Consider the following 18,802-nt stretch of genomic DNA (forward strand, 5'->3'; position numbering starts at 1 on the left):
ATAGCGCGGCTATCGAATCGTCGAACACTACCGGCCTGGTCATCGCCATGGCGGTGACCACCAACGGCCTGAGCGCCGCGATCTCAAGCATATGGCGGCGGGTCTGGTTGTCGCGAAGAATACCGAATGACGCAAATAAGCGCGAACAGCCTAATTGCTTTGGTTCGTAGTGATCGCTTCGATCGCCTGCCATAGCTCCACCGTTTGCAGGTGATGCTCCAGCGTTGGTTGCGCGCTGCTCAGCATCTCCGCGCACATCGACGACAAGAGCGGAACACGCCGATCCGCCCCTTCCGCGATTGTAGTGGCAAAGGGATTGTCCAGTTGCCACGTTTCGGCCGTTGCCAACGACGTTACTTCAAAACGATTTGGCTCGGTATTGGAGTCGACCAGCAATTCGCAGCGACGGCCCGCCTTGTCGGAGAGGCTGGCCGACCACGATTCAACTTCGCCGGATTGTACGGCTGTTATTGTCGAACGGAGTGCCCTGTCGAATCCCATTTCCACCGCGAGAGCGATCAACTGGATGCCGTAGAACCGCAACGCACCGCCGCCTTCGGCGTGCGAGCGCTTCCAGTTTTGCCGCCCGGTCGCATAATGATGGGCCCGAAAGCTCCAGCGGATAGACAGATCGCTCCGGGATTGCGGCTCCAGGGATTGCGCGATCAGTCGCTGCCCCCAATCCGTGAAGCCAAGAATATAGCCGATGCGAACCAATTTTCCCGATGCCAGCAACTGCGCCTGAAAGCGCTCGGCCTCTTCCGGGTTAGGCGCCAACGGCTTCTCCAGCAGCAGGCGCAACAGGCGTGGGCGGCGAAGAAGGTCGGCTATCAGCGCCGCCTGGTCGGCAGGCCTTCGCGCCAGCACCAGGGCTTCGGCGCGGTCGAGCGCAGCGCCTTCGTCGGCAACCCATTCGATACCACGAGCAAAGTCCGCAAGCTCGCTACGGCCCTCTAAAACTGCACGATAGCGCTCCGGAAGCACCACGGCGCAGCCCAGTCCCAACAGGGCCGGAAGATAGCCGTACAGCCCGAAACCGGAGCCGAGAATGGCCACCTTCATGTGGTGAAATCACTCTCGGCGATGATGTCGATGAGTTCCCCGGAAAAGCCGCGGGCTCGAAGATAGGGCTCGATCTCCGCAGCGATGTGCCAGGCCATGTTGACGACCGGCTTGGTTTGCTCCGCCGCCGGAAAATCATCGTCGGACAGAATCGGAATTCGCGTCCCTGGAACGTAGTGGCCGATCTTGCTCGAGCCGGGCTTCTCATACACCGCGTCGATGCTGTTGCGATCGAGACCGAGCATCTTGATGGGAATGGCGGCACGGCCGGGGAACGCCTTGCCGGCCAACGCGCCATGCGCCGCCACCGCCGCCCCGATCTGCAACGTCTTTCGCTCCCGCCAACGCGCGATTTCCTCCGCCATCCTGGACAGATCATCGCCGAATTCGCGCTCCCGCTCGATCAGCCTGGTGTGATCTTCCTCGACGGTATCGTGGGCACTGAGGAAAACCCGGATATTGCCGCCGTAGCGATCAGGAAACGCGACGTCCGAGATCGCCATGCCCAGAGACCTGGCAATATGGGCGAAGGATGTCGCTGAATAGGTCCGTGGATGCTCGTGGTAGAAGGTGTCGAACTGGCGTTTGGCAAGAATTGAACCAAGATAATGGTTCTCGATCACGATCCTGGTATCGGACTTGAGCAGGATCTTCAGCGCGCGGACCACCGCACCGAGATCTTCGATATGGGCGAAAACATTGGTGAAGGTGATGATGTCCGGCTGTCCGAACTGCGCAACGAAGTCGCCAGCGACCTCCTCGCTGAAGAACGCATTCAGGACCTTGTGACCGGCTGCCATCGCATCGGCTGCCGCTCCCGTCGGCTCGATGCCGAATGTCTTGGCGCCGTATTCCCGGAAGATCGACAGCAGACTGCCGTCGTTACAGCCGACGTCCAATACCTTCTTGCCGGAGAGATCACCGTAATGGGCGACGCAGGCTTCGACGAGGCGGCGCATGCCGTTCAACACGTCGAGCGTCTGCCGCGATCGGTAGTGATAGGTGGATGGAAACAGCTCATGCTTCGGGATCTGGAAGCGTTGATGCGCCGTCCGGCAGGTGTCGCAGAACAGAATTTCAATCGGATACTCCACGCAAATGCGGGCATCGCCGACCGCGACCAGATCGTCACACATCGGATGCCGACCGAGGTCGAGCACCGGGCGCAACGTGTGCCCCCTACAGACTTCGCAGCGGGTGATTTCGGTCAGTCCGGAATTCGTCATCACTTGATCTTTAATTGCGACGCCTGCGCTGTCGCAAGCTTCAGGACCCGATCGATCTGCGCCAGCGTCACATCTCGCATCGCCGCGCCGTCGGCATAAAGCCTGTACCAATCCACCGTCAAATCCAGCGATGGCTGCAGCGACAGTGCGGGATGCCAGCCCAGCCGGGCATTGGCCTTGGCGCAATCGAGCCGCAGATAGGCCGCCTCATGCGGATGGTCTTCAGCGGTGTCGCGGTTCCACCGCGCCGTTCCGCCCCAGCGCTGCACCAGATTCTCGGCAATCTCTCCGACGCTCACCTCGCTGCCCGACCGAGGACCGAAATTCCAGGCCTCCGAGACAGACCCGTCACCGCCTGCCAAGCGTTCCGCAAGCCGGAGATAACCCAGCACCGGGTCGAGCACATGCTGCCACGGCCTTACCGAGGCGGGATTGCGAATGTGCAACGCTTCGCCGCTCTGAAATGCACGCATTGCGTCGGGAACGAGCCGGTCGGCGGCCCAGTCGCCGCCGCCGATCACATTGCCGGCGCGTGCAGAAGCAAGCTGCGGACCGGCAGCATCCACCAGATAGCTGCGGCGATAGCTTGCCGCGACCAGTTCGGTGCCGGCCTTGCTGGCGCTATAGGGATCCGCGCCCCCCAACGCATCGCTCTCGTCGTAGCCACGCGCGCGGCCGACGTTCTCATAACACTTGTCGCTGCTGACGATGACCACGGCGCGAATCCCCGCGACCCGCCGCACCGCCTCGAGCAGATGCACGGTGCCCATCACATTGGTCATCCAGGTCTCGGCAGGCCTCGCATAGGACCGCCGCACCAGCGCCTGCGCCGCCAGATGCAGCACGACATCCGGCTGGCATTGCACCATCGCCGCCACCAGTGCGGCCGGGTCGTTGATATCGCCGTATTGGTTCACACAATCCCCGACGACGCCTGCGACGTTGAAGACCCCTCCTTCATGCTCCGGCGGCAGCGCGAAGCCGAACACGTCCGCGCCCAACGAATGCAGCAGCAGCGTCATCCAGGCGCCCTTGAATCCGGTATGCCCGGTCAGGAAAACGCGCTTGCCGCACCAGAACGCGCGGTCGATCACCACGTTTTCCACTTCGCGTCGCCGCTGGCCCATTGCTGTTCGAGGAACGTGCGATCGCGCATCGTGTCCATCGGATGCCAGAACCCGCGATGCACATAAGCACGCAGGTCGTCGCCTTGCGCCAGTGAACCCATCGGGCCCTCCTCCCACACCGTGGTGTCGTCGGCGATCAGATCGCCGACCGACGGAGACAGCAGGAAGAAGCCGCCATTGATCCAGCCGCCATCATCCTCCGGCTTCTCCTGAAATGTCAGCACGCGGTCACCCTCGATCGCCAGCGCACCAAAACGCCGTGCCGGACGCACCGCCGTCACCGTCGCCCGCCGGCCATGGGCACGGTGGAAGGCGATTTGTGCGGCGATATCGATGTCGGCAACGCCGTCGCCATAGGTCAGACCGAACAGCTCGTCGTCCTTGACGTGGTGCAGCACACGCTTGATGCGGCCGCCGGTCTGGGTGTTCTCGCCGGTATCGACGAGTGTCACGTGCCAAGGCTCTGCGGTTTCGCGATGGATATCCATGCGGTTTTCCGCCAGATGAATGGTCACATCCGACATGTGGAGGAAGTAATTGGCGAAGTATTCCTTGATCAGATAGCCGCGATACCCCAGGCAGACGATGAAATCGTTGAAGCCGTAATGGCTGTAGATCTTCATGATGTGCCACAGGATCGGCCGGCCACCGATCTCGATCATCGGCTTCGGCCGTGCGACAGTTTCCTCAGAAATCCGGGTCCCGAGACCACCGGCGAGTATGACAATTTTCATTTTTCCACCGTCGCACCGCCCTTGCGCGCGAATCAGCGCGACACGGGCATCTTAGAGACTATGGCCGCCGGAGGCAGGATTCGACCTATCCCATCGCCTTCGCCGGCCGCATCATGCGGCCGACGCCGGCGAATACCCGGTCGATGACTGGCCAGAACAGCAGCGTGATGGCGATGGTGGTGATGGTGCCGACCAGGCCGTTCGACCAGAACACGCCGACGCTGCCTCCGGAGCCGATCATCGACAGCCGAAACGCGTCTTCGGCGCGGTTGCCGAGCACCAACGCCAGCGTTAACGGCGCCAGGGGTATGCCGATCTTCTTGAAGATGTAGCCGACCACGCCGAAGCCGAGCATCAGCCAGATGTCGAACATCGCGTTCTGGATCGCATAGGCGCCGATCGCGCAGGACACCACGATCATTGGCGCGACCGCGGCAAACGGCACCCGCAGGATCGAGGCGAAGATGGGAACCGTGGTCAGCACGATGACGAGGCCAACGACATTGCCGAGATACATCGAGGCGATCAGGCCCCAGACGAAATCCTTGTGCTCGACGAACAGTAGCGGCCCGGGATTGAGACCCCACACCATCAATCCGCCGAGCAGGATCGCGGCGGTGCCGGAGCCGGGAATTCCCAGCGCCAGCATCGGCAGCAGCGCCGCGGTGCCCGAGGCGTGCGCCGCGGTCTCCGGGGCGAAGACGCCCTCGATGCGGCCCTTGCCGAAGCTTTCCGGGTCCTTGGAGAAACGCTTGGCGAGGTTGTAGCCCATGAACGAAGCCGCAATCGCGCCGCCCGGCGTGATGCCGAGCCAGCAGCCGATCACCGAGGAGCGCAGCAGCGTCATCCAGTATTTCGGCAGGTCCTTCCAAACATTGATGACGGTGCGCAGGCTGATTTTGGCGGCATGGCCGCGCAGCGCGAGCCGCTCTTCCATGGTCAGCAGGATCTCACTGATACCGAACAGGCCGATCACGGCGACCAGGAAGTTGATGCCGCGCAACAGCTCGTTGGAGCCGAAGGTCATGCGCAGCGTACCGGACACCGTGTCCATGCCGATGCCGGCAATCAGCAGGCCCAGCGCCATCGAGATGACGGTCTTGTGCTTGGCCTCGCGTCCCAATCCGACAAAGGAGCAGAACGTCAGAAGATAGACGGCAAAGAATTCGGGCGGACCGAATTTCAGCGCGAAGGACGAGATCATCGGTGCGAGGAAGGTGATCAGCAGCACCGCGACCAGCGAGCCGATGAAGGACGAGGTGAAGGCCGCGGTGAGCGCTTCCGCAGCGCGCCCCTGCTGCGCCATCGGATAGCCGTCGAAGGTGGTGGCGACCGACCAGGCCTCGCCCGGGATGTTGAACAGGATCGAGGTGATGGCGCCGCCGAACAGCGCGCCCCAGTAGATGCATGACAGCATCACGATGGCCGAGGTCGGGTCCATCGTGAAGGTCAGCGGCAGCAGGATGGCGACGCCGTTCGGGCCGCCCAGCCCCGGCAGCACGCCGACGAAGATGCCGAGCACCAGGCCGATCACCATCAGCGCCATGATCTTCCACGTCATCAGCACGGCGAAGCCGTGCAGTAGCAATCCAAAAGCTTCCATCAGATCGATCCTAACGGCCGAAGGCCGCTTCGAGCGGGCCCTTCGGCATGATGACGTCGAAGGCGATGTCGAAGGTCGCGAACATGATCGCGGTAAAGACGAAGGCGGTGAGCAGCGACTTCCACCACGCGATCTTGCCGACAAAGCGCATGAAGCCGGAGATCAGCAGGAAGCTCGCGACGTAGAGCCCGAGAACCTGCATCGCCAGGCAGAACGCGGCGGTCGGCAGGAACACCAGCAGCACGCGGCGCAATTGCGCGCGGGTGACGAAGGTGTCCGACGGCGCGCGCGCCAGCAGCGTGGTAATGAGGCCGAACAGGCTGGCGCCGCCCAGGATCACCGAAAGATAGAACGGGAAGTAGCCGGGCTGCGGGCCGGTGTCGTCCCATGAGATGCCGGTGGCGTAATTGTCGATGCCGAGCGTCACGGCCAGCGCCAGCAGCAACAACGAGACGACGATCTCGACGGTGCGCGTGCTGCAGACGGCGGGGGAATCCGGCTCGGGCGCGGTGGGATCGTCGACGATGATTTCGAGGTCGGTATTGGACATGAGATGTTTCTGTCTTGATTGTAGAAAAGCCGAAGCGCCGTACTCTTCCTTCTCCCCTTGTGGGAGAAGGTGGCACGGCCGAAGGCCGTGACGGATGAGGGTTTACTGGGCGACGGAGTCTGTGGCGCCCCTCACCCGTCTGGAACCGCTTCGCGGTTCGATCCACCCTCTCCCACAAGGGGAGAGGGAAGAAAGATAGTGCCTCCCGCTACTTCGCGACGAAGCCCGCTTCGGTCATTAGCGACTTGTTAAGCGCGTCATCCTCTTCGAGGAATTTCAGCATCGCTTCGCCCTTCAGGAAGATCGGCTTGAGCGCCTGCTTTTCCATGTAGTCCTTGTATTCGGCGGTCTTGGTCACCTTCTCGAACAGGTCGACATAGAACGCCTGCTGCTCCGGCGTCACCTTGCCGGGCAGGAACATCGCGCGCAGCATCAGGTACTGCACGTCGAGGCCCTCTTCCTTGCAGGTCGGGATGTCGGCCCAGGACTGCGTCTCGGTGACCTTGGCGGTGTAGCCGATGCGCTCCTTGTCGAACACGCAGAGCGCGCGGACCTGGCCGGCGCGCCAGACTTCGAGATTTTCGGAGGGATTGTTGACGTTGGCTTCGGTGTGGTTGCCGACCAGTTGCGTTGCCGCCTCGCCGCCGGACTTGTACGGCAAATAGGAGAATTTCGCGCCGGTGCGCTTTTCCATGAACACGGTGAGCACATGGTCCTCGCGCTTCGAGCCGGTCCCGCCCATCTTGAATGGCGACGGCGCGGCCTTGGCAGCTGCGATGAATTCCTTGACGCTCTTGGCGCCGGCCGCATTGTCCCACAGCACGAACTGGTCCATCGCCACCACCGCCACCGGCGTGAGATCGCGCCAGTTGAACGGAATCTTGGCAGACAGCGGCAGCATGTAGATCAGCGAGTACGCCACCATCACCTTGTTGGCGTCGCCCTCGCTGGACTTCATGTAGATCAGCGCTTCGGCACCGGACGCGCCGCCCTTCAGCGACACGATCACCGGGGCCTTCATCAGATTGTTCTTCTGGATCGCGGCCTGCATCATGCGCGCCATCTGGTCGGAGGCGCCGCCGGCGCCCGCCGCAACGACGATTTCCACCGGCTTGGTCGGCTCCCACGCGGCCGAAACAGGCGTCATGGATGCGCTCAGCAGCACCGCGGAAAGCGCGGCTGCGGCCCTGATCAACTTGGACATCATCTCTTCCCTGGTTCGCTTAACCCGGGCTCGAACGGCCCGTTGATGGTCGGTAGTGTGCGGCTTATCGGACGTGACTTCAAGCATGCGCGCGGCATGCACAAGACGACTTTGGTCGATCGACGCGGGCGCTTTGCCTTACCTCTCCCCTGCGGGGAGAGGTCGGAGCCTCGCGCCAGCGAGGCTTCGGGTGAGGGATAAGATTTCGCGCAATAACCCCCTCACTCGACACCGTGCTGCGCACGATGTCGACCTCTCCCCGGTGGGGAGAGGTGAAGGAAAAGCCTCCGCTTACTTGCCCTGCCAGTTCGGCTTGCGCTTGGTCAGGAAGGCATCCATGCCCTCGCGGAAATCCTCGCTCATATAGGCTTTCAGCACGAGGTCGTGGCCCTCCTCGCGGGTCAGCTTCGGGCGCAGGCGGCGCACCGCTTCCTTGGTGACTTCGAGCGTGATCGGGGCGTGGCTGGCGACCAGTTGCGCCAGTTCCAGCGCGCGGCGCTGCAGCGTCTCGACATCCGGCACGATCTCGTTGATCAGCCCGAGCGCCAGCGCTTCGTCCGCCTCGATCAGCCGCGCCGTAAAGATCATGTCCTTGGTGCGGGCGGGGCCCACCAGCGCCATTACGCGGCTGATATTGGACATCGACAGGCAGTTACCGAGCGTGCGCGCGATCGGGAAGCCCATGCGGGTCGCGGCGGTGCCGATGCGCAGGTCGCAGCAGGCGGCGATGCCCGCGCCGCCGCCGGTGCAGGCGCCGGCGATCGCGGCGATGGTCGGCACCCGGCAGGTTTCCAGCGAGGTCAGCACGCGGTCGATCCGCGATTCATAGTCGAGCGCGTCTTGCGCCGTCTTGAAGGCGCGGAACTGGGAGATGTCGGTGCCCGAAGCGAACGCCTTGTCGCCGGTGCCGGTCAGGATGATCGCCTTGATCGAGTGGTCGGTGTTGGCCGCCTCGCAGATTTCCGCCATCCGCTCATACATCGCAAAGGTCATCGCGTTGCGCGCCTGCGGACGGTTGAAGGTGATGCGGGCGATGCCATTCTCGACGGAATGGATCAGGTCTTCAGTCGGTACCGGGGCGTCCATGATTGTTCTTTCTTTTGGTGCGGTCTGGTGCCGCACGATAGCGGCCGGAGCGCGGGCGCTCCAGCCAAGTTTGAGTGACAGCGCGCCTAGGCGACGGCGGCCTTCAACTGCACCACGTCCTTGCCCTTCAGCACTTCCATCGCGGCCATCACGCCGCCGGCGCGGTGCGGGACGCGGGCGAGGTCGAGGCCCATCTCGACACCGGCCAGCGTGCCCATCAGCATCAGATCGTTGAAATGGCCGATATGGCCGATCCGGAAGATCTTGCCCTTCCACTTCGCCAGTCCCGTGCCCAGCGACATGTCGAAATTCTCCAGCACGACTTTACGGAACGCATCCGCATCGTGCCCCTCGGGCATCATCACGGCGGTCAGCGCCGGCGAGTGGTCGTGCGCCTCGATCGACACCGTCTCCAGACCCCAGGCCTTCACGGCCGCGCGCGCGGCGGCGCCGTGCCGCTTGTGGCGGGCGAACACGTTCTGCAGCCCCTCCTCTTCCAGCATGGCGATGGCTTCCTTCAGCCCGTACAGCACGTTGGTGGCGGGGGTGTAGGGCCAGGATCCGAGCTTGTTGGCGTTGATGACGTCCTGCCAGTCCCAATAGGCGCGGTAGGACGTGTTGGCCTTGGAGGCGGCGAGCGCCTTCTCCGAGACGACATTAAAGCCGAGGCCGGGCGGCAGCATCAGGCCCTTTTGCGAGCCGGCAACGGTGACGTCGATGCCCCAGGAATCGTGCTCATATTCCAGCGAGCCGATGCCGGACACCGTATCGACCATCAGGAGTGCGGGATGCCCGGCGCGGTCCATCGCCGCACGCACTTCCTGCGGATGGGTAACGCAGCCGGTCGAGGTCTCGTTGTGGACCACCATCACCGCCTTGATGGCGTGGGCCTTGTCGGCCTGCAGCCGGGCCTCGATCTGGACGAGGTCGGCGCCGTGGCGCCAGTCGCCGGGAACCAGCTCGATGTCGAGCTTGAATCTCTCGGCGATATTGCGCCAAAGCGCGGCGAACTGGCCGGTTTCGGCCATCAGCACGCGGTCGCCGGGCGACAGCGTGTTGACGATAGCGGCTTCCCAGGCGCCGGTGCCCGAGGACGGGTAGATGATGACCGGCTGTTTGGTTTTGAAGATGCGCTGCGAGCCGGCCAGCACATTGAGGCCGAGCTCGGCGAATTCCGGACCGCGGTGGTCCAGCGTCGGCATGTCCATCGCCCGGAGCACCCGGTCGGGAACGTTGGTCGGGCCGGGAATCTGCAGAAAATGCCGTCCGGTGTGCACAGTCATGTGGTGTCCTCCCAGGAATATTTTTTGTTCGGGCGACCGGATATCACTTTTCCGGTGGCTTGTCGCGCATCTGGTATACCAGAGGCCAACAGAAAAACGTGGGGCAGCCATGAGGTTTTCTTATCTCGCTGTGCACCATGCCGTGGCTTGCCAAGGCGGAATCCGGATGCAAGACAACTAGACAAAGGCGGGCACCGCAAGGGTGCTGCAGTGCGGGAAGAAGCGAATGGCCAAAGCCAGCCGGAAGGCCACTATCGTGCGGAGTTCGGCGGCAGATAGCGCGCTGGCGGCCCGGCTGTCCCGCGAAATTACCGGCGACGTGTTCTTCGATCCGTTCAACCGCGGGCGCTATGCTACCGACGCCTCGTTCTACCAGATCGTCCCGTTCGGCGTCGTTGTGCCCCGCAGCATCGACGAGGCGCTGCGCGCGCTGGCGATCTGCCACGACGACGGCCGCATCGTCACCCCGCGCGGCGGTGGCACCTCGCAATGCGGCCAGACCGTCAATGACGGCATCGTCATCGACTTCTCGAAGCACCTCAACAGACTGATCTCGGTCGATGTTGCGAACCGCACCTGCGTCGTCGAACCCGGCATCGTGCTCGACGACCTCAACCGTCAATTGAAGAAGCACGGTCTTTGGTTTCCGGTCGATGTCTCCACTGCGTCACGCGCGACCATCGGCGGGATGGCCGGCAACAATTCCTGCGGCGGCCGATCGCTGCGCTATGGCACGATGCGCGACAACACGATCGCCATGGACGCAGCACTCGCCGACGGCACGCTGCTGCATTTCGGCGACGTGAATGCCGGCGATGACGGCCCTGCTTTGTTTCGCGACATGCTGGCATTGGGCGAGCGCGAGGCCGCCGAAATCGCCGAACGCTTTCCCAAAGTGCAGCGCCGCGTCGGCGGCTACAATCTCGACGCGCTGGTACCGAAGAACACCGCCAACAACATGGCGCATCTTCTGGTCGGCTCCGAGGGCACGCTGGCCTTCACCACGCAGGTCGAACTGAAACTGTGGCCCCTGATCGGCAACAAGGTACTCGGCGTCTGCCACTTCGGCAGCTTCTACGAGGCGATGGACGCCACGCAGCATCTGGTCAGACTGAAGCCGATCGCGGTCGAACTGGTCGACCGCACCATGCTGGCGCTCGGCCGCGACATCGCGATGTTCAAGCCGATCATCGGCACCGCGGTGCGCGGCGATCCGGATGCGGTGCTCATCGTCGAATTCGCCGAAGAGGATGCCAGCGACAACATCGCGAAACTGAAGCAGCTTGGCGAACTGATGGGCGAGCTCGGTTTCGGCTGGGACAATTCCCAGCGCAAATGGGGCGGCGTGGTCGAGATCACGCAGCCGGCGCTGCAGACCGGCATTGCCGAATTCCGCGCCGCCGGGCTCAACGTGATGATGTCGATGAAACAGGAGGGCAAGCCGGTCTCCTTCATCGAGGACTGCGCCGTGCCGCTGCCGCATCTCGCCGACTACACCGAGCGCCTGACCGCCATCTTTGCGAAACACGGCACCACCGGCACGATGTACGCGCACGCCTCGGAAGGCTGCCTGCATGTTCGCCCGGTGCTCAATTTGAAGCTCGACAAGGACGTCCACGCGATGCGCGCGATCGCTGAGGAGACGTTCGCGATGGTGCGGGACTACAAGGGCTCGCATTCCGGCGAGCATGGCGACGGGCTGGTGCGTTCGGAATTCCACGCGCAGATGTTCGGCGAGCGCATCGTCAACGACTTCGCCGAAGTGAAGCGGCGCTTCGATCCCCGCAACATTCTCAATCCCGGCAAGATCGTCGATCCCCCGAAAATGGACGACCGTTCGCTGTTCCGCTATCCGCCGGGCTATCGCATCGACGGCTTGCAGACCGAACTGGACTGGTCGGCCTGGCCGGGCGCCGGCGGCGGTTTCCAGGGTGCGGTCGAGATGTGCAACAACAACGGCGCCTGCCGCAAGCTCGAGGGCGGCGTGATGTGCCCGTCCTATCGCGCTACGCGCGACGAGAAGGATGTCACCCGCGGCCGGGCCAACACGCTGCGTCTCGCGATCTCCGGCCAGCTCGGGCCGGATGCGCTGAGTTCGGACGCGATGGCCGACACGCTCGAGCTCTGCGTGTCATGCAAGGCCTGCCGCCACGAATGCCCGACCGGCGTCGACATGGCGAAGATGAAGATCGAGGTGCTGGCCGCACGCGTTAAGAAGCATGGTCTGACGCTGCGCGACCGTCTGGTCGGCTATCTCCCGCATTATGCCGGCCTCGCCGCGAGGATCGCGCCCCTGGCCAATGCACGCAACCAGCGCCCGTGGCTGCGCCGGCTGCTCGAGCGCACGGCGGGGATTAGCGCCAAGCGCGACCTGCCGGCGTGGCGGCGCGATGTGTTCGCCCCCGAGGCAGAAGCCGTCGGCCCCGCCGATGGCCGCGAGGTCGTGCTGTTTGCCGATACGTTCAATCGCGCCTATGAGCGCGAGAACATCGATGCCGCGATCCAGGTGCTGGTCGCCGGCGGTTACCGCGTGCATCTGCCAAAACCGGCCGACGACGGCCGCGCGCTGTGCTGCGGCAGGACCTTTCTGTCCGCCGGGCTTGTCGATCATGCCCGGGCCGAACTCGACCGTCTGGTCGCGACCTACGCGCCGTTCGCCGAGCGCGGTGTACCGATCGTCGGCCTCGAGCCGAGCTGCCTGCTGACCTTGCGCGACGAGTTGCTGTCGCTGCGTTCGGACGATGCGGCGAAGCGCGTCAGTGCGCAGGCACTGCTTTTCGAGGAGTTTCTGGTAAGCGAGGCAGAGGCCGGCCGCCTGCAACTGCCACTGCACGCCATCGCCGACAAAGCGCTGCTGCACGGCCATTGCCACCAAAAATCATTCGGCGCTTTCAAGCCGGTCGAACAGATCCTGCGGTTGATTCCCGGCCTTCAAGTCGAGAGCATCGAATCGAGCTGCTGCGGCATGGCCGGCGCGTTCGGCTACGGCGCCGACACCTATGAGGTCTCGATGCAGATGGCCGAGGCGTCGCTGCTCCCGGCCGTGCGCCGCGCTGACGCCGCCACGCTGATCGTGGCCGACGGCACCTCGTGCCGGCATCAGATCAAGGACGGCGCGTCGCGCCAGGCCATGCACGTCGCGCGCGTGCTGGCGATGAGCCTCGACAGCGCCGCCCCCCGCCCCTAGTTTGTCGCCAAATCACAAGGAACTGACTTCATGGCCGACCTGACCCTCGCTGTTGCCCAAAAGATCCTCGACGCCGCTCTCGCCAAGGTGGTCGAGAAGAAGCTGAAGCCGATGGTCATCACCATTCTCGACGCGCGCGGCTGCGTGAAACTGTCGGTCGCCCAGGACGGCACCAGCCTGATGCGGGGCGAGATCGCCCACGGCAAGGCCTATGGCGCCCTCGCAATGGGCATGGGCTCGCGCGCAATCTTCCAGCGCGCGCAGGAGCAGCCTTATTTCATTGCCGCCGCCAACACGCTCGCCAAAGGCGCGATGATCCCGGTGCCCGGCGGCGTGCTGTTTCACGATGCCGCGGGCGCGCTGCTCGGCGCGGTCGGCATCTCCGGCGACACCTCGGACAATGACGAGATCTGTGCAATCGCCGGCATCGAAACGGCCGGCCTGAAAGCAAACGCCGGCTGAAGCCGCCCGACGTCAGCGATTCCCGGGAAGTTTGCTTACGGAACGCCTTACGCGCGACGCGCCAAGCCCTGCGCGTCGCCGGCGGCATTCTCCGCCGCCACCGCGCGGAGGTAACCGTCGCGCTGCTGCAACCGCGCCCAGTACGCCGTCACGGCCGGGCCGAACTGCGCGGACAGGCCGAGCCGCTGCGCCAGCAGTAGCGCGTAGCCGACCGAGATATCGGCCGCGGTGAACCGGCCGGCGCACAAATATTCCGATGTCGCGGTCAGCGTTTCGATGACGCGCAGCCGGGCGAGAAACCATTTGGCGTAGTCGGCCACGACCTGCGGCTGCCGGCGCTCTTCCGGCTCCATCTCGGAATAGCGCAGCACCAAAGTCTGCGGAAAGGTCAGCGTCGCCTCGCCGAAATGCAGCCAGTTCAGGAAGGCGCCGTAGTCCGGCTCATCGACGCCGACCGCGAGTGGCGTCGGACCATATTTCGAAACGAGATATTGGGTGATCGCCGCCGATTCCGTCATCCGCGTGTCGCCGTCGATCAGCAGCGGAATGGTGCCGAGCGGATTGACCGCCAGATACTCTTTGGCGAGCGCGCGCGGCGGAAACGGCAGCATCTTCAGCTCATAGGGAAGCTGCATTTCCTCCAGCGTCCACAACGGTCGGAACGAGCGCGCGCGAGCGCAGTGATAGAGCGTGATCATGCGGCGGTTCATCCCCTCAGCGCGCGGCGACGTTCGCCGCATTGGCGGGCAGTGAGACCCATGCGCGCGGCAACGTCAAGATCGCGCGGGGTCAGGTCGCGGGGTCGCTCCGCGTCGCCAGCGCCTTTTCCAGATAGGCGATCTCGCGCGCGAGTTCTGCCATCAGCGGCACGGGATCTTCCTCGGAGACGAGGTGCGGCTTGTCATAGGTGCCGCTCTGCAGCTGCTGCAGCATCTCCACGCGCTTGGCGTGAAACGCCGTCAGGCGATCGAAATCCCGCCGCTCGGCATATTTGTCGATCAGTTTTTCGAAGGCCTTGCTCATATCCGCTCCCGGCACCGCCCCGCCCTGCTGGCGACAGTGCGGCTTCCCACACATTGCGATATGGCGCAACGACGCCGGCCACACGCCTCAGCCGTGAAAATCGTCCGGCTGCAGCAGAACCGGCATGCCGTGCGGCGTGCGGTCGGCGGCGTGGTCCCAGGCGTCGCGATAGCGGTGCAGCGTGTCGGCGCTGGCGACGCCCTTCTCGGCGACCAGCGTTTCTAGCGACGCCAGCCAGTGCCGGTAATAGGTCTCGCCGGTATCGGCATCGCCCGCGGCCTGTGCGCGCTTGATCTCGGCGGCGAGTGTCGCCGCCCATTCGGTCCAGGAGAACAGCCCGCGCGCATGCAGCGCCACGGCCATCGCGAAGGCCTGCGCCTCCCACGGCTCGCGAAACACCGGGCCGTCGTGGTCGCGCGGAATGCCGGGCACCGCGATCACCGCCGCTGCGGCGGCCTGCGGATCGAGCGCCATCACAACGGCTCCAGATAGGATTCCCAGGCGTCCACGGAGATCAAGCTCGTCGGATCGCCGTCCTCGCCCCACAGCTCGCGACCGTCGAACGCCACGGTATAGAGCCACTGCGGCTGTTCGCCCTGCCCCATCGCATGGCTATCGGGAAACACATGCGCGCCGTGCAGCAGCTCGATCACGCCGACATGGCCGCGCACATAGTTCGGCAGCCTCGTATGGGTCGGCGGATGCATCATTCTGGCGCGGACGCGGTCGCCGACGGCAAAGCGCGCCGGCGCCTGTGTCGGACGCACCGTCGGGCCGCCCTTGCGCAACATGGCGGGCACCTCGTCGGCCTTCAGCACCGGAACGTCCTTGCGCGGCAGCAAGGGCTCGCCGGCTTCGATCTCCTCCGGCGCCACCAGACCGCGCTCGGCCATCAGACGTTCGATGCCGGCCAGCCATATCTGGTAATAGCTCTTGCTCAGATAATCCTCGGCCGGACGGTTTTCGCGGGCAAAGCGCGAGGCGTCGATGTTCCATTGGCCGGGCCTTGCCATCGCCAGTGTCATCGCCAGGACGCGGCGTTCCCATTCGGCGTGAAACACCGGCTCGTTCGGCTCGAGCTGAACCGCGCCGAAGCCGGCCACGCCGCCCATGTCATGTGCGCCGTCCATTACGCCACCCCGGCGGGCGAGAGCGCTAGCCCGGTGCCGATCATGCTGTCGCGGGTGACGAGACCGACAAGCTCTTCCTCGCTCATGCCCTCGGTGCCGGCAGGGCGCTGCGGCACCACGAGGTAACGGATCTCCGCGGTGGAATCCCACACCTTGATCCTGGTGCCTTCGGGCAGCGTGACATCGAAATCCTTCAGCACGCCGCGCGGATCCTTCACCGCGCGCGAGCGATAGGGTGCGGCCTTGTACCAGACCGGTGGCAGGCCGAGCACCGGCCACGGGTAACACGAGCATAGGGTGCACACGACCATGTTGTGCAGGTCCGGCGTGTTCTCGACCGCGACGATGTGCTCGCCCTGCCGGCCGGCATAGCCGAATTCGAGGATCGCCGGCGTGGCATCGGCCAGCAGCCGCGCGCGATATTCCGGATCGCTCCAGGCCCGCGCGATCACGCGCGCGCCGTTGCGCGGGCCGACCTTGGTCTCGTAGGTCTGGATCAATTCGTCGAGTGCGGCGGGATCGACATAGCCCTTCTCGGTCAGAATGCTTTCCAGCGCGCGCACGCGCAGCTCGGTCTCCGACAGTTCGGAATGCTCGTGGTCGTGGTGATGATCGTGACCGGACATGATGTCTCCTTCGGCCCGCATTGTAGCGCAGCGGTCCGGGACATCAAGGTGCAGCACCTAGGCCCACGGAAATCGGGTTCAGGTGACGATCAGCCCCTGATTGCTGAAGGCGGCGCGGGTGCGCGCGAGCAGTTCGTGCGAGGGCGGAGGCGTATCGGCCAGCCGATATTTTTCGCCGGCTTTCAGCATCTCCGGCGAAGCGCTGGCGGGACCCACGGTGGCAACGATCTTGGCTCGGCGATGACGTCGCATGTCGGAGAAGTCCTTCTGTCTCGACATCTGGAAATCGCCGTCTTCGCGAAATCGGCGTCCCCTCTTCGATCTGTACGATCGAGTTGAAGCACGCGAATGTCTCGTAAGTCGTCATAAGACATGCATCGAATACTGCCTTGATCTAGATCACTGAACTACAATTCGAGAATTGAGACGCAAAAGTCGGTTCAAATGGCGTGATATTGTTGACGACATAATTAATACGACAGACGTCTTGCTAATATTTCGAACAGAACCTGCGCGATAAAGGAATTCCTTCTGCGCATCGTCGTGCGCCGGCGACGGTTGAGTTTCTCGGCCAAGAGGAGCCGCGAACGATAGTTTCGGAAATGCGGTGGAAAATGCGCGCTGGCTCCAATGCGGCCGGTCCGGCGGAAAGATTCGACCAAACAGACGAACAGGCTCACCAGCAACGCCCCGCGCGGAGCACGATGACAGCGAGCCATTCGCACGAGGTCGCGGCTGCTCGTCATCCGATGTCTACACGACGCAGGCTTTGTGCCTATTGATCCGCCCTTGCAAACGCGGGCGAGAAAATCCCGCTTTGCCTTCGGCATTCGTTGGATCGATGACGCCTAAACGCAAAACGGGCAGCCCAAGGGCCGCCCGCTTCATGCTTGATCGGTTGCGCCGCTCAGGTCACCGGGCCGGGATTGAACAAAGTGAGGCTGTTGTGAATACCCCACTTGTCGGACCAGACTTTCGTGCGTCCGCTGGCGACGTCGAGAATTAGTTTGAACAGGTCCCAACCGGTTTCCTCGATCGTCTTCTCGCCGGTGGCGATGCGGCCGGCGTCGAAATCGACCAGATCCTTCCAGCGGTTGGCCAGCTCGGTACGCGTGGCCACCTTGATCACCGGTGCGGCGGCCAGGCCATAGGGCGTGCCGCGTCCGCTGGTGAACACCTGCAGCGTCATGCCGGAGGCGAGTTGCAGCGTGCCGCAGATGAAGTCGCTGGCGGGCGTCGCCGCGAAGGTCATGCCCGCCTTTCGGATGCGCTCGCCGGGTGACAGCACGTCGACGATGGCGGTCGAGCCGGACTTGACGATCGAGCCGAGCGACTTCTCGACGATGTTGGCGAGGCCGCCCTTCTTGTTGCCGGGCGTCGTGTTGGCGCTGCGGTCGACCTCCCCCTTTGCCAGGTAATCGTCATACCATTTCATCTCGCGGATGAGCGCTCGGCCGACCTCCTCGTCGATGGCGCGGCGCGTCAGCAGATGAATTGCATCGCGCACCTCGGTCACTTCTGAGAACATCACTTTGGCGCCGGCGCGCACCAACAGATCGGCGGCAAAGCCGACGGCCGGATTGGCCGTGACGCCGGAAAATGCATCAGAGCCGCCGCACTGAAGGCCGACGATCAGATCCGAAGCGGGACAGGTCTCGCGTTGGCGCTTGTTGAGAACTTCGAGCCGCGCTTCGGCCATTGCCATGATCGAATCGACAATGGCAGTAAAGCCATCGAACGCTTCGTCCTGCATGCGGACGATGCTGCCATCCGTATCCAGCGGTAGCAGGCGCTCCGGCGCCAGCTTCTCGCAGCCGAGGCTGACGACCATCGCTTCGCCGCCGAAATTCGCGTTCTTCGCGATGTTCTGCAGGGTACGGATCGGCACGATCGCCATCGGCGCATTGATGGCGACGCCACAGCCGTAATTGTGCGAGAGTGCGACGACATCATCCACATTCGGATACTTCGGAAGCAGTTCCTCCTTGATCCGCTTGACCGCATAATCGACGGTGCCGGCAACGCATTGCACGCTCATGCTGATCGCCAGCACGTTCTTGGTGCCAACCGAACCGTCGGGATTGCGGAAGCCCTCGAAGGTGTAGCCCTCGAGCGGCGGCTGCGCCGCGGGCACCGCGGTGGCGAGTTCGAGGTGATCAAGTTCGCGCGCCTCCGGCATGGAGATGCGGGACTCGTCGACCCATTCGCCGGCGAAAATCGGGCGGATCGCGGTGCCGATGATTTCGTTGTAGCGGCGGACCGCATCGCCTTCGGCGATGTCGACCAGCGCGACCTTGTGACCCTGTGGAACGAAATCACGCAGCTCCAGGCCATCCGGAAAACGCGTCTTCGCCGGCAAGCCGAAATCATTGACGACGATCGCCACGTTGTCGCGGGGGTCGATCCTGATGTAGCGGGGCGTCGCCAGTTCGTCTGGATTCACGGCTTTGGTCATATCAATAGCCTCCATCTTCAGTTCAGCTCGCCACCCCTGCTCGC

At 63.8% G+C, this 18,802-nt stretch carries 18 protein-coding genes; 2 read left to right on the plus strand and 16 right to left on the minus strand.

What is annotated here, in order from left to right:
- Positions 1-150: 150 nt before the first annotated feature.
- The 9 genes from FIU28_RS19145 to FIU28_RS19185 all read right to left on the minus strand — a co-directional run bounded on the left by FIU28_RS19145 (position 151) and on the right by FIU28_RS19185 (position 9,875).
- Positions 151-1,062 (minus strand): hypothetical protein, encoded by a 912-nt coding sequence (locus FIU28_RS19145; protein ID WP_143574758.1) that lies wholly within the window; start codon positions 1,060-1,062, stop codon positions 151-153.
- Positions 1,059-2,288, minus strand: coding sequence for a class I SAM-dependent methyltransferase (locus FIU28_RS19150; protein WP_143574759.1), 1,230 nt, complete (start codon positions 2,286-2,288; stop codon positions 1,059-1,061). The genes FIU28_RS19145 and FIU28_RS19150 overlap by 4 nt, the downstream gene beginning before the upstream one ends.
- Positions 2,288-3,415, minus strand: coding sequence for a CDP-glucose 4,6-dehydratase (gene rfbG / locus FIU28_RS19155; RefSeq protein ID WP_210247738.1), 1,128 nt, complete (start codon positions 3,413-3,415; stop codon positions 2,288-2,290). The genes FIU28_RS19150 and rfbG overlap by 1 nt, the downstream gene beginning before the upstream one ends.
- Positions 3,379-4,149, minus strand: coding sequence for a glucose-1-phosphate cytidylyltransferase (gene rfbF / locus FIU28_RS19160; protein WP_143574760.1), 771 nt, complete (start codon positions 4,147-4,149; stop codon positions 3,379-3,381). The genes rfbG and rfbF overlap by 37 nt, the downstream gene beginning before the upstream one ends.
- Positions 4,150-4,234: 85 nt before the next feature.
- The gene (locus FIU28_RS19165) at positions 4,235-5,752 is read right to left on the minus strand and encodes a tripartite tricarboxylate transporter permease (protein ID WP_143574761.1); all 1,518 of its coding nucleotides are present in this window, start codon (positions 5,750-5,752) and stop codon (positions 4,235-4,237) included.
- Positions 5,753-5,762: 10 nt separating this feature from the next.
- Positions 5,763-6,302 carry a tripartite tricarboxylate transporter TctB family protein gene (locus tag FIU28_RS19170; protein ID WP_143574762.1) on the minus strand — a complete coding sequence of 180 codons (540 nt, stop codon included), beginning with the start codon at positions 6,300-6,302 and terminating at the stop codon, positions 5,763-5,765.
- Positions 6,303-6,510: 208 nt separating this feature from the next.
- The gene (locus tag FIU28_RS19175; protein WP_143574763.1) at positions 6,511-7,506 is read right to left on the minus strand and encodes a tripartite tricarboxylate transporter substrate binding protein; all 996 of its coding nucleotides are present in this window, start codon (positions 7,504-7,506) and stop codon (positions 6,511-6,513) included.
- Positions 7,507-7,797: 291 nt separating this feature from the next.
- Positions 7,798-8,592: an enoyl-CoA hydratase/isomerase family protein gene (locus FIU28_RS19180; RefSeq protein ID WP_143574764.1), complete on the minus strand. Its 795-nt coding sequence runs from the start codon at positions 8,590-8,592 to the stop codon at positions 7,798-7,800.
- Positions 8,593-8,678: 86 nt separating this feature from the next.
- The gene (locus tag FIU28_RS19185; protein WP_143574765.1) at positions 8,679-9,875 is read right to left on the minus strand and encodes a pyridoxal-phosphate-dependent aminotransferase family protein; all 1,197 of its coding nucleotides are present in this window, start codon (positions 9,873-9,875) and stop codon (positions 8,679-8,681) included.
- A gap of 226 nt (positions 9,876-10,101) precedes the next feature.
- Between FIU28_RS19185 and FIU28_RS19190 the strand changes: the two genes are divergently transcribed.
- Positions 10,102-13,062, plus strand: a complete 2,961-nt coding sequence (locus tag FIU28_RS19190; protein ID WP_143574766.1) for an FAD-binding and (Fe-S)-binding domain-containing protein — start codon at positions 10,102-10,104, stop codon at positions 13,060-13,062.
- A 30-nt stretch (positions 13,063-13,092) separates the two neighbouring features.
- Entirely contained in the window at positions 13,093-13,524 is a 432-nt protein-coding gene (locus FIU28_RS19195; RefSeq protein WP_143574767.1) for a GlcG/HbpS family heme-binding protein, read from the plus strand.
- A 47-nt stretch (positions 13,525-13,571) separates the two neighbouring features.
- Here FIU28_RS19195 and FIU28_RS19200 read toward each other — a convergent pair whose 3' ends face one another.
- From FIU28_RS19200 to garD, 7 genes are all read right to left on the minus strand, one after another.
- Positions 13,572-14,222, minus strand: a complete 651-nt coding sequence (locus FIU28_RS19200) for a glutathione S-transferase family protein (RefSeq protein WP_143574768.1) — start codon at positions 14,220-14,222, stop codon at positions 13,572-13,574.
- Between the two features lie 91 nt (positions 14,223-14,313).
- The gene (locus FIU28_RS19205) at positions 14,314-14,547 is read right to left on the minus strand and encodes a hypothetical protein (RefSeq protein ID WP_143574769.1); all 234 of its coding nucleotides are present in this window, start codon (positions 14,545-14,547) and stop codon (positions 14,314-14,316) included.
- Positions 14,548-14,634: 87 nt separating this feature from the next.
- Positions 14,635-15,021 carry a nitrile hydratase accessory protein gene (locus FIU28_RS19210; protein WP_143574770.1) on the minus strand — a complete coding sequence of 129 codons (387 nt, stop codon included), beginning with the start codon at positions 15,019-15,021 and terminating at the stop codon, positions 14,635-14,637.
- A complete protein-coding gene (nthB, locus tag FIU28_RS19215; protein ID WP_143574771.1) occupies positions 15,021-15,677 on the minus strand; it encodes a nitrile hydratase subunit beta in 657 nt (218 codons plus the stop codon). Before nthB ends, FIU28_RS19210 begins: the two co-directional genes overlap by 1 nt.
- The gene (gene nthA, locus FIU28_RS19220) at positions 15,677-16,303 is read right to left on the minus strand and encodes a nitrile hydratase subunit alpha (protein ID WP_143574772.1); all 627 of its coding nucleotides are present in this window, start codon (positions 16,301-16,303) and stop codon (positions 15,677-15,679) included. The genes nthB and nthA overlap by 1 nt, the downstream gene beginning before the upstream one ends.
- Before the next feature lie 78 nt (positions 16,304-16,381).
- Positions 16,382-16,582 carry a hypothetical protein gene (locus FIU28_RS19225; protein ID WP_143574773.1) on the minus strand — a complete coding sequence of 67 codons (201 nt, stop codon included), beginning with the start codon at positions 16,580-16,582 and terminating at the stop codon, positions 16,382-16,384.
- Positions 16,583-17,210: 628 nt separating this feature from the next.
- On the minus strand, positions 17,211-18,758 hold the full coding sequence (gene garD, locus FIU28_RS19230) for a galactarate dehydratase (protein WP_143574774.1): 1,548 nt from the start codon (positions 18,756-18,758) through the stop codon (positions 17,211-17,213).
- Positions 18,759-18,802: the final 44 nt, after the last annotated feature.

Origin of the sequence: Tardiphaga sp. vice154, from assembly GCF_007018645.1 — a bacterium.
GTDB lineage: Bacteria > Pseudomonadota > Alphaproteobacteria > Rhizobiales > Xanthobacteraceae > Tardiphaga.

Bases quoted from the DNA above. Each gene is read 5' to 3' on its own strand.
- FIU28_RS19195 (WP_143574767.1), top strand. From the start codon at position 13,093: ATGGCCGACCTGACCCTCGCTGTTGCCCAAAAGATCCTCGACGCCGCT.
- FIU28_RS19190 (WP_143574766.1), top strand. From the start codon at position 10,102: ATGGCCAAAGCCAGCCGGAAGGCCACTATCGTGCGGAGTTCGGCGGCA.
- FIU28_RS19150 (WP_143574759.1), bottom strand. From the start codon at position 2,288: ATGACGAATTCCGGACTGACCGAAATCACCCGCTGCGAAGTCTGTAGG.
- nthB (WP_143574771.1), bottom strand. From the start codon at position 15,677: ATGGACGGCGCACATGACATGGGCGGCGTGGCCGGCTTCGGCGCGGTT.
- FIU28_RS19200 (WP_143574768.1), bottom strand. From the start codon at position 14,222: ATGATCACGCTCTATCACTGCGCTCGCGCGCGCTCGTTCCGACCGTTG.
- FIU28_RS19205 (WP_143574769.1), bottom strand. From the start codon at position 14,547: ATGAGCAAGGCCTTCGAAAAACTGATCGACAAATATGCCGAGCGGCGG.
- nthA (WP_143574772.1), bottom strand. From the start codon at position 16,303: ATGTCCGGTCACGATCATCACCACGACCACGAGCATTCCGAACTGTCG.
- FIU28_RS19145 (WP_143574758.1), bottom strand. From the start codon at position 1,062: ATGAAGGTGGCCATTCTCGGCTCCGGTTTCGGGCTGTACGGCTATCTT.
- garD (WP_143574774.1), bottom strand. From the start codon at position 18,758: ATGACCAAAGCCGTGAATCCAGACGAACTGGCGACGCCCCGCTACATC.
- FIU28_RS19170 (WP_143574762.1), bottom strand. From the start codon at position 6,302: ATGTCCAATACCGACCTCGAAATCATCGTCGACGATCCCACCGCGCCC.
- rfbF (WP_143574760.1), bottom strand. From the start codon at position 4,149: ATGAAAATTGTCATACTCGCCGGTGGTCTCGGGACCCGGATTTCTGAG.
- FIU28_RS19165 (WP_143574761.1), bottom strand. From the start codon at position 5,752: ATGGAAGCTTTTGGATTGCTACTGCACGGCTTCGCCGTGCTGATGACG.
- FIU28_RS19225 (WP_143574773.1), bottom strand. From the start codon at position 16,582: ATGTCGAGACAGAAGGACTTCTCCGACATGCGACGTCATCGCCGAGCC.
- FIU28_RS19175 (WP_143574763.1), bottom strand. From the start codon at position 7,506: ATGTCCAAGTTGATCAGGGCCGCAGCCGCGCTTTCCGCGGTGCTGCTG.
- rfbG (WP_210247738.1), bottom strand. From the start codon at position 3,415: ATGGGCCAGCGGCGACGCGAAGTGGAAAACGTGGTGATCGACCGCGCG.
- FIU28_RS19180 (WP_143574764.1), bottom strand. From the start codon at position 8,592: ATGGACGCCCCGGTACCGACTGAAGACCTGATCCATTCCGTCGAGAAT.
- FIU28_RS19210 (WP_143574770.1), bottom strand. From the start codon at position 15,021: ATGGCGCTCGATCCGCAGGCCGCCGCAGCGGCGGTGATCGCGGTGCCC.
- FIU28_RS19185 (WP_143574765.1), bottom strand. From the start codon at position 9,875: ATGACTGTGCACACCGGACGGCATTTTCTGCAGATTCCCGGCCCGACC.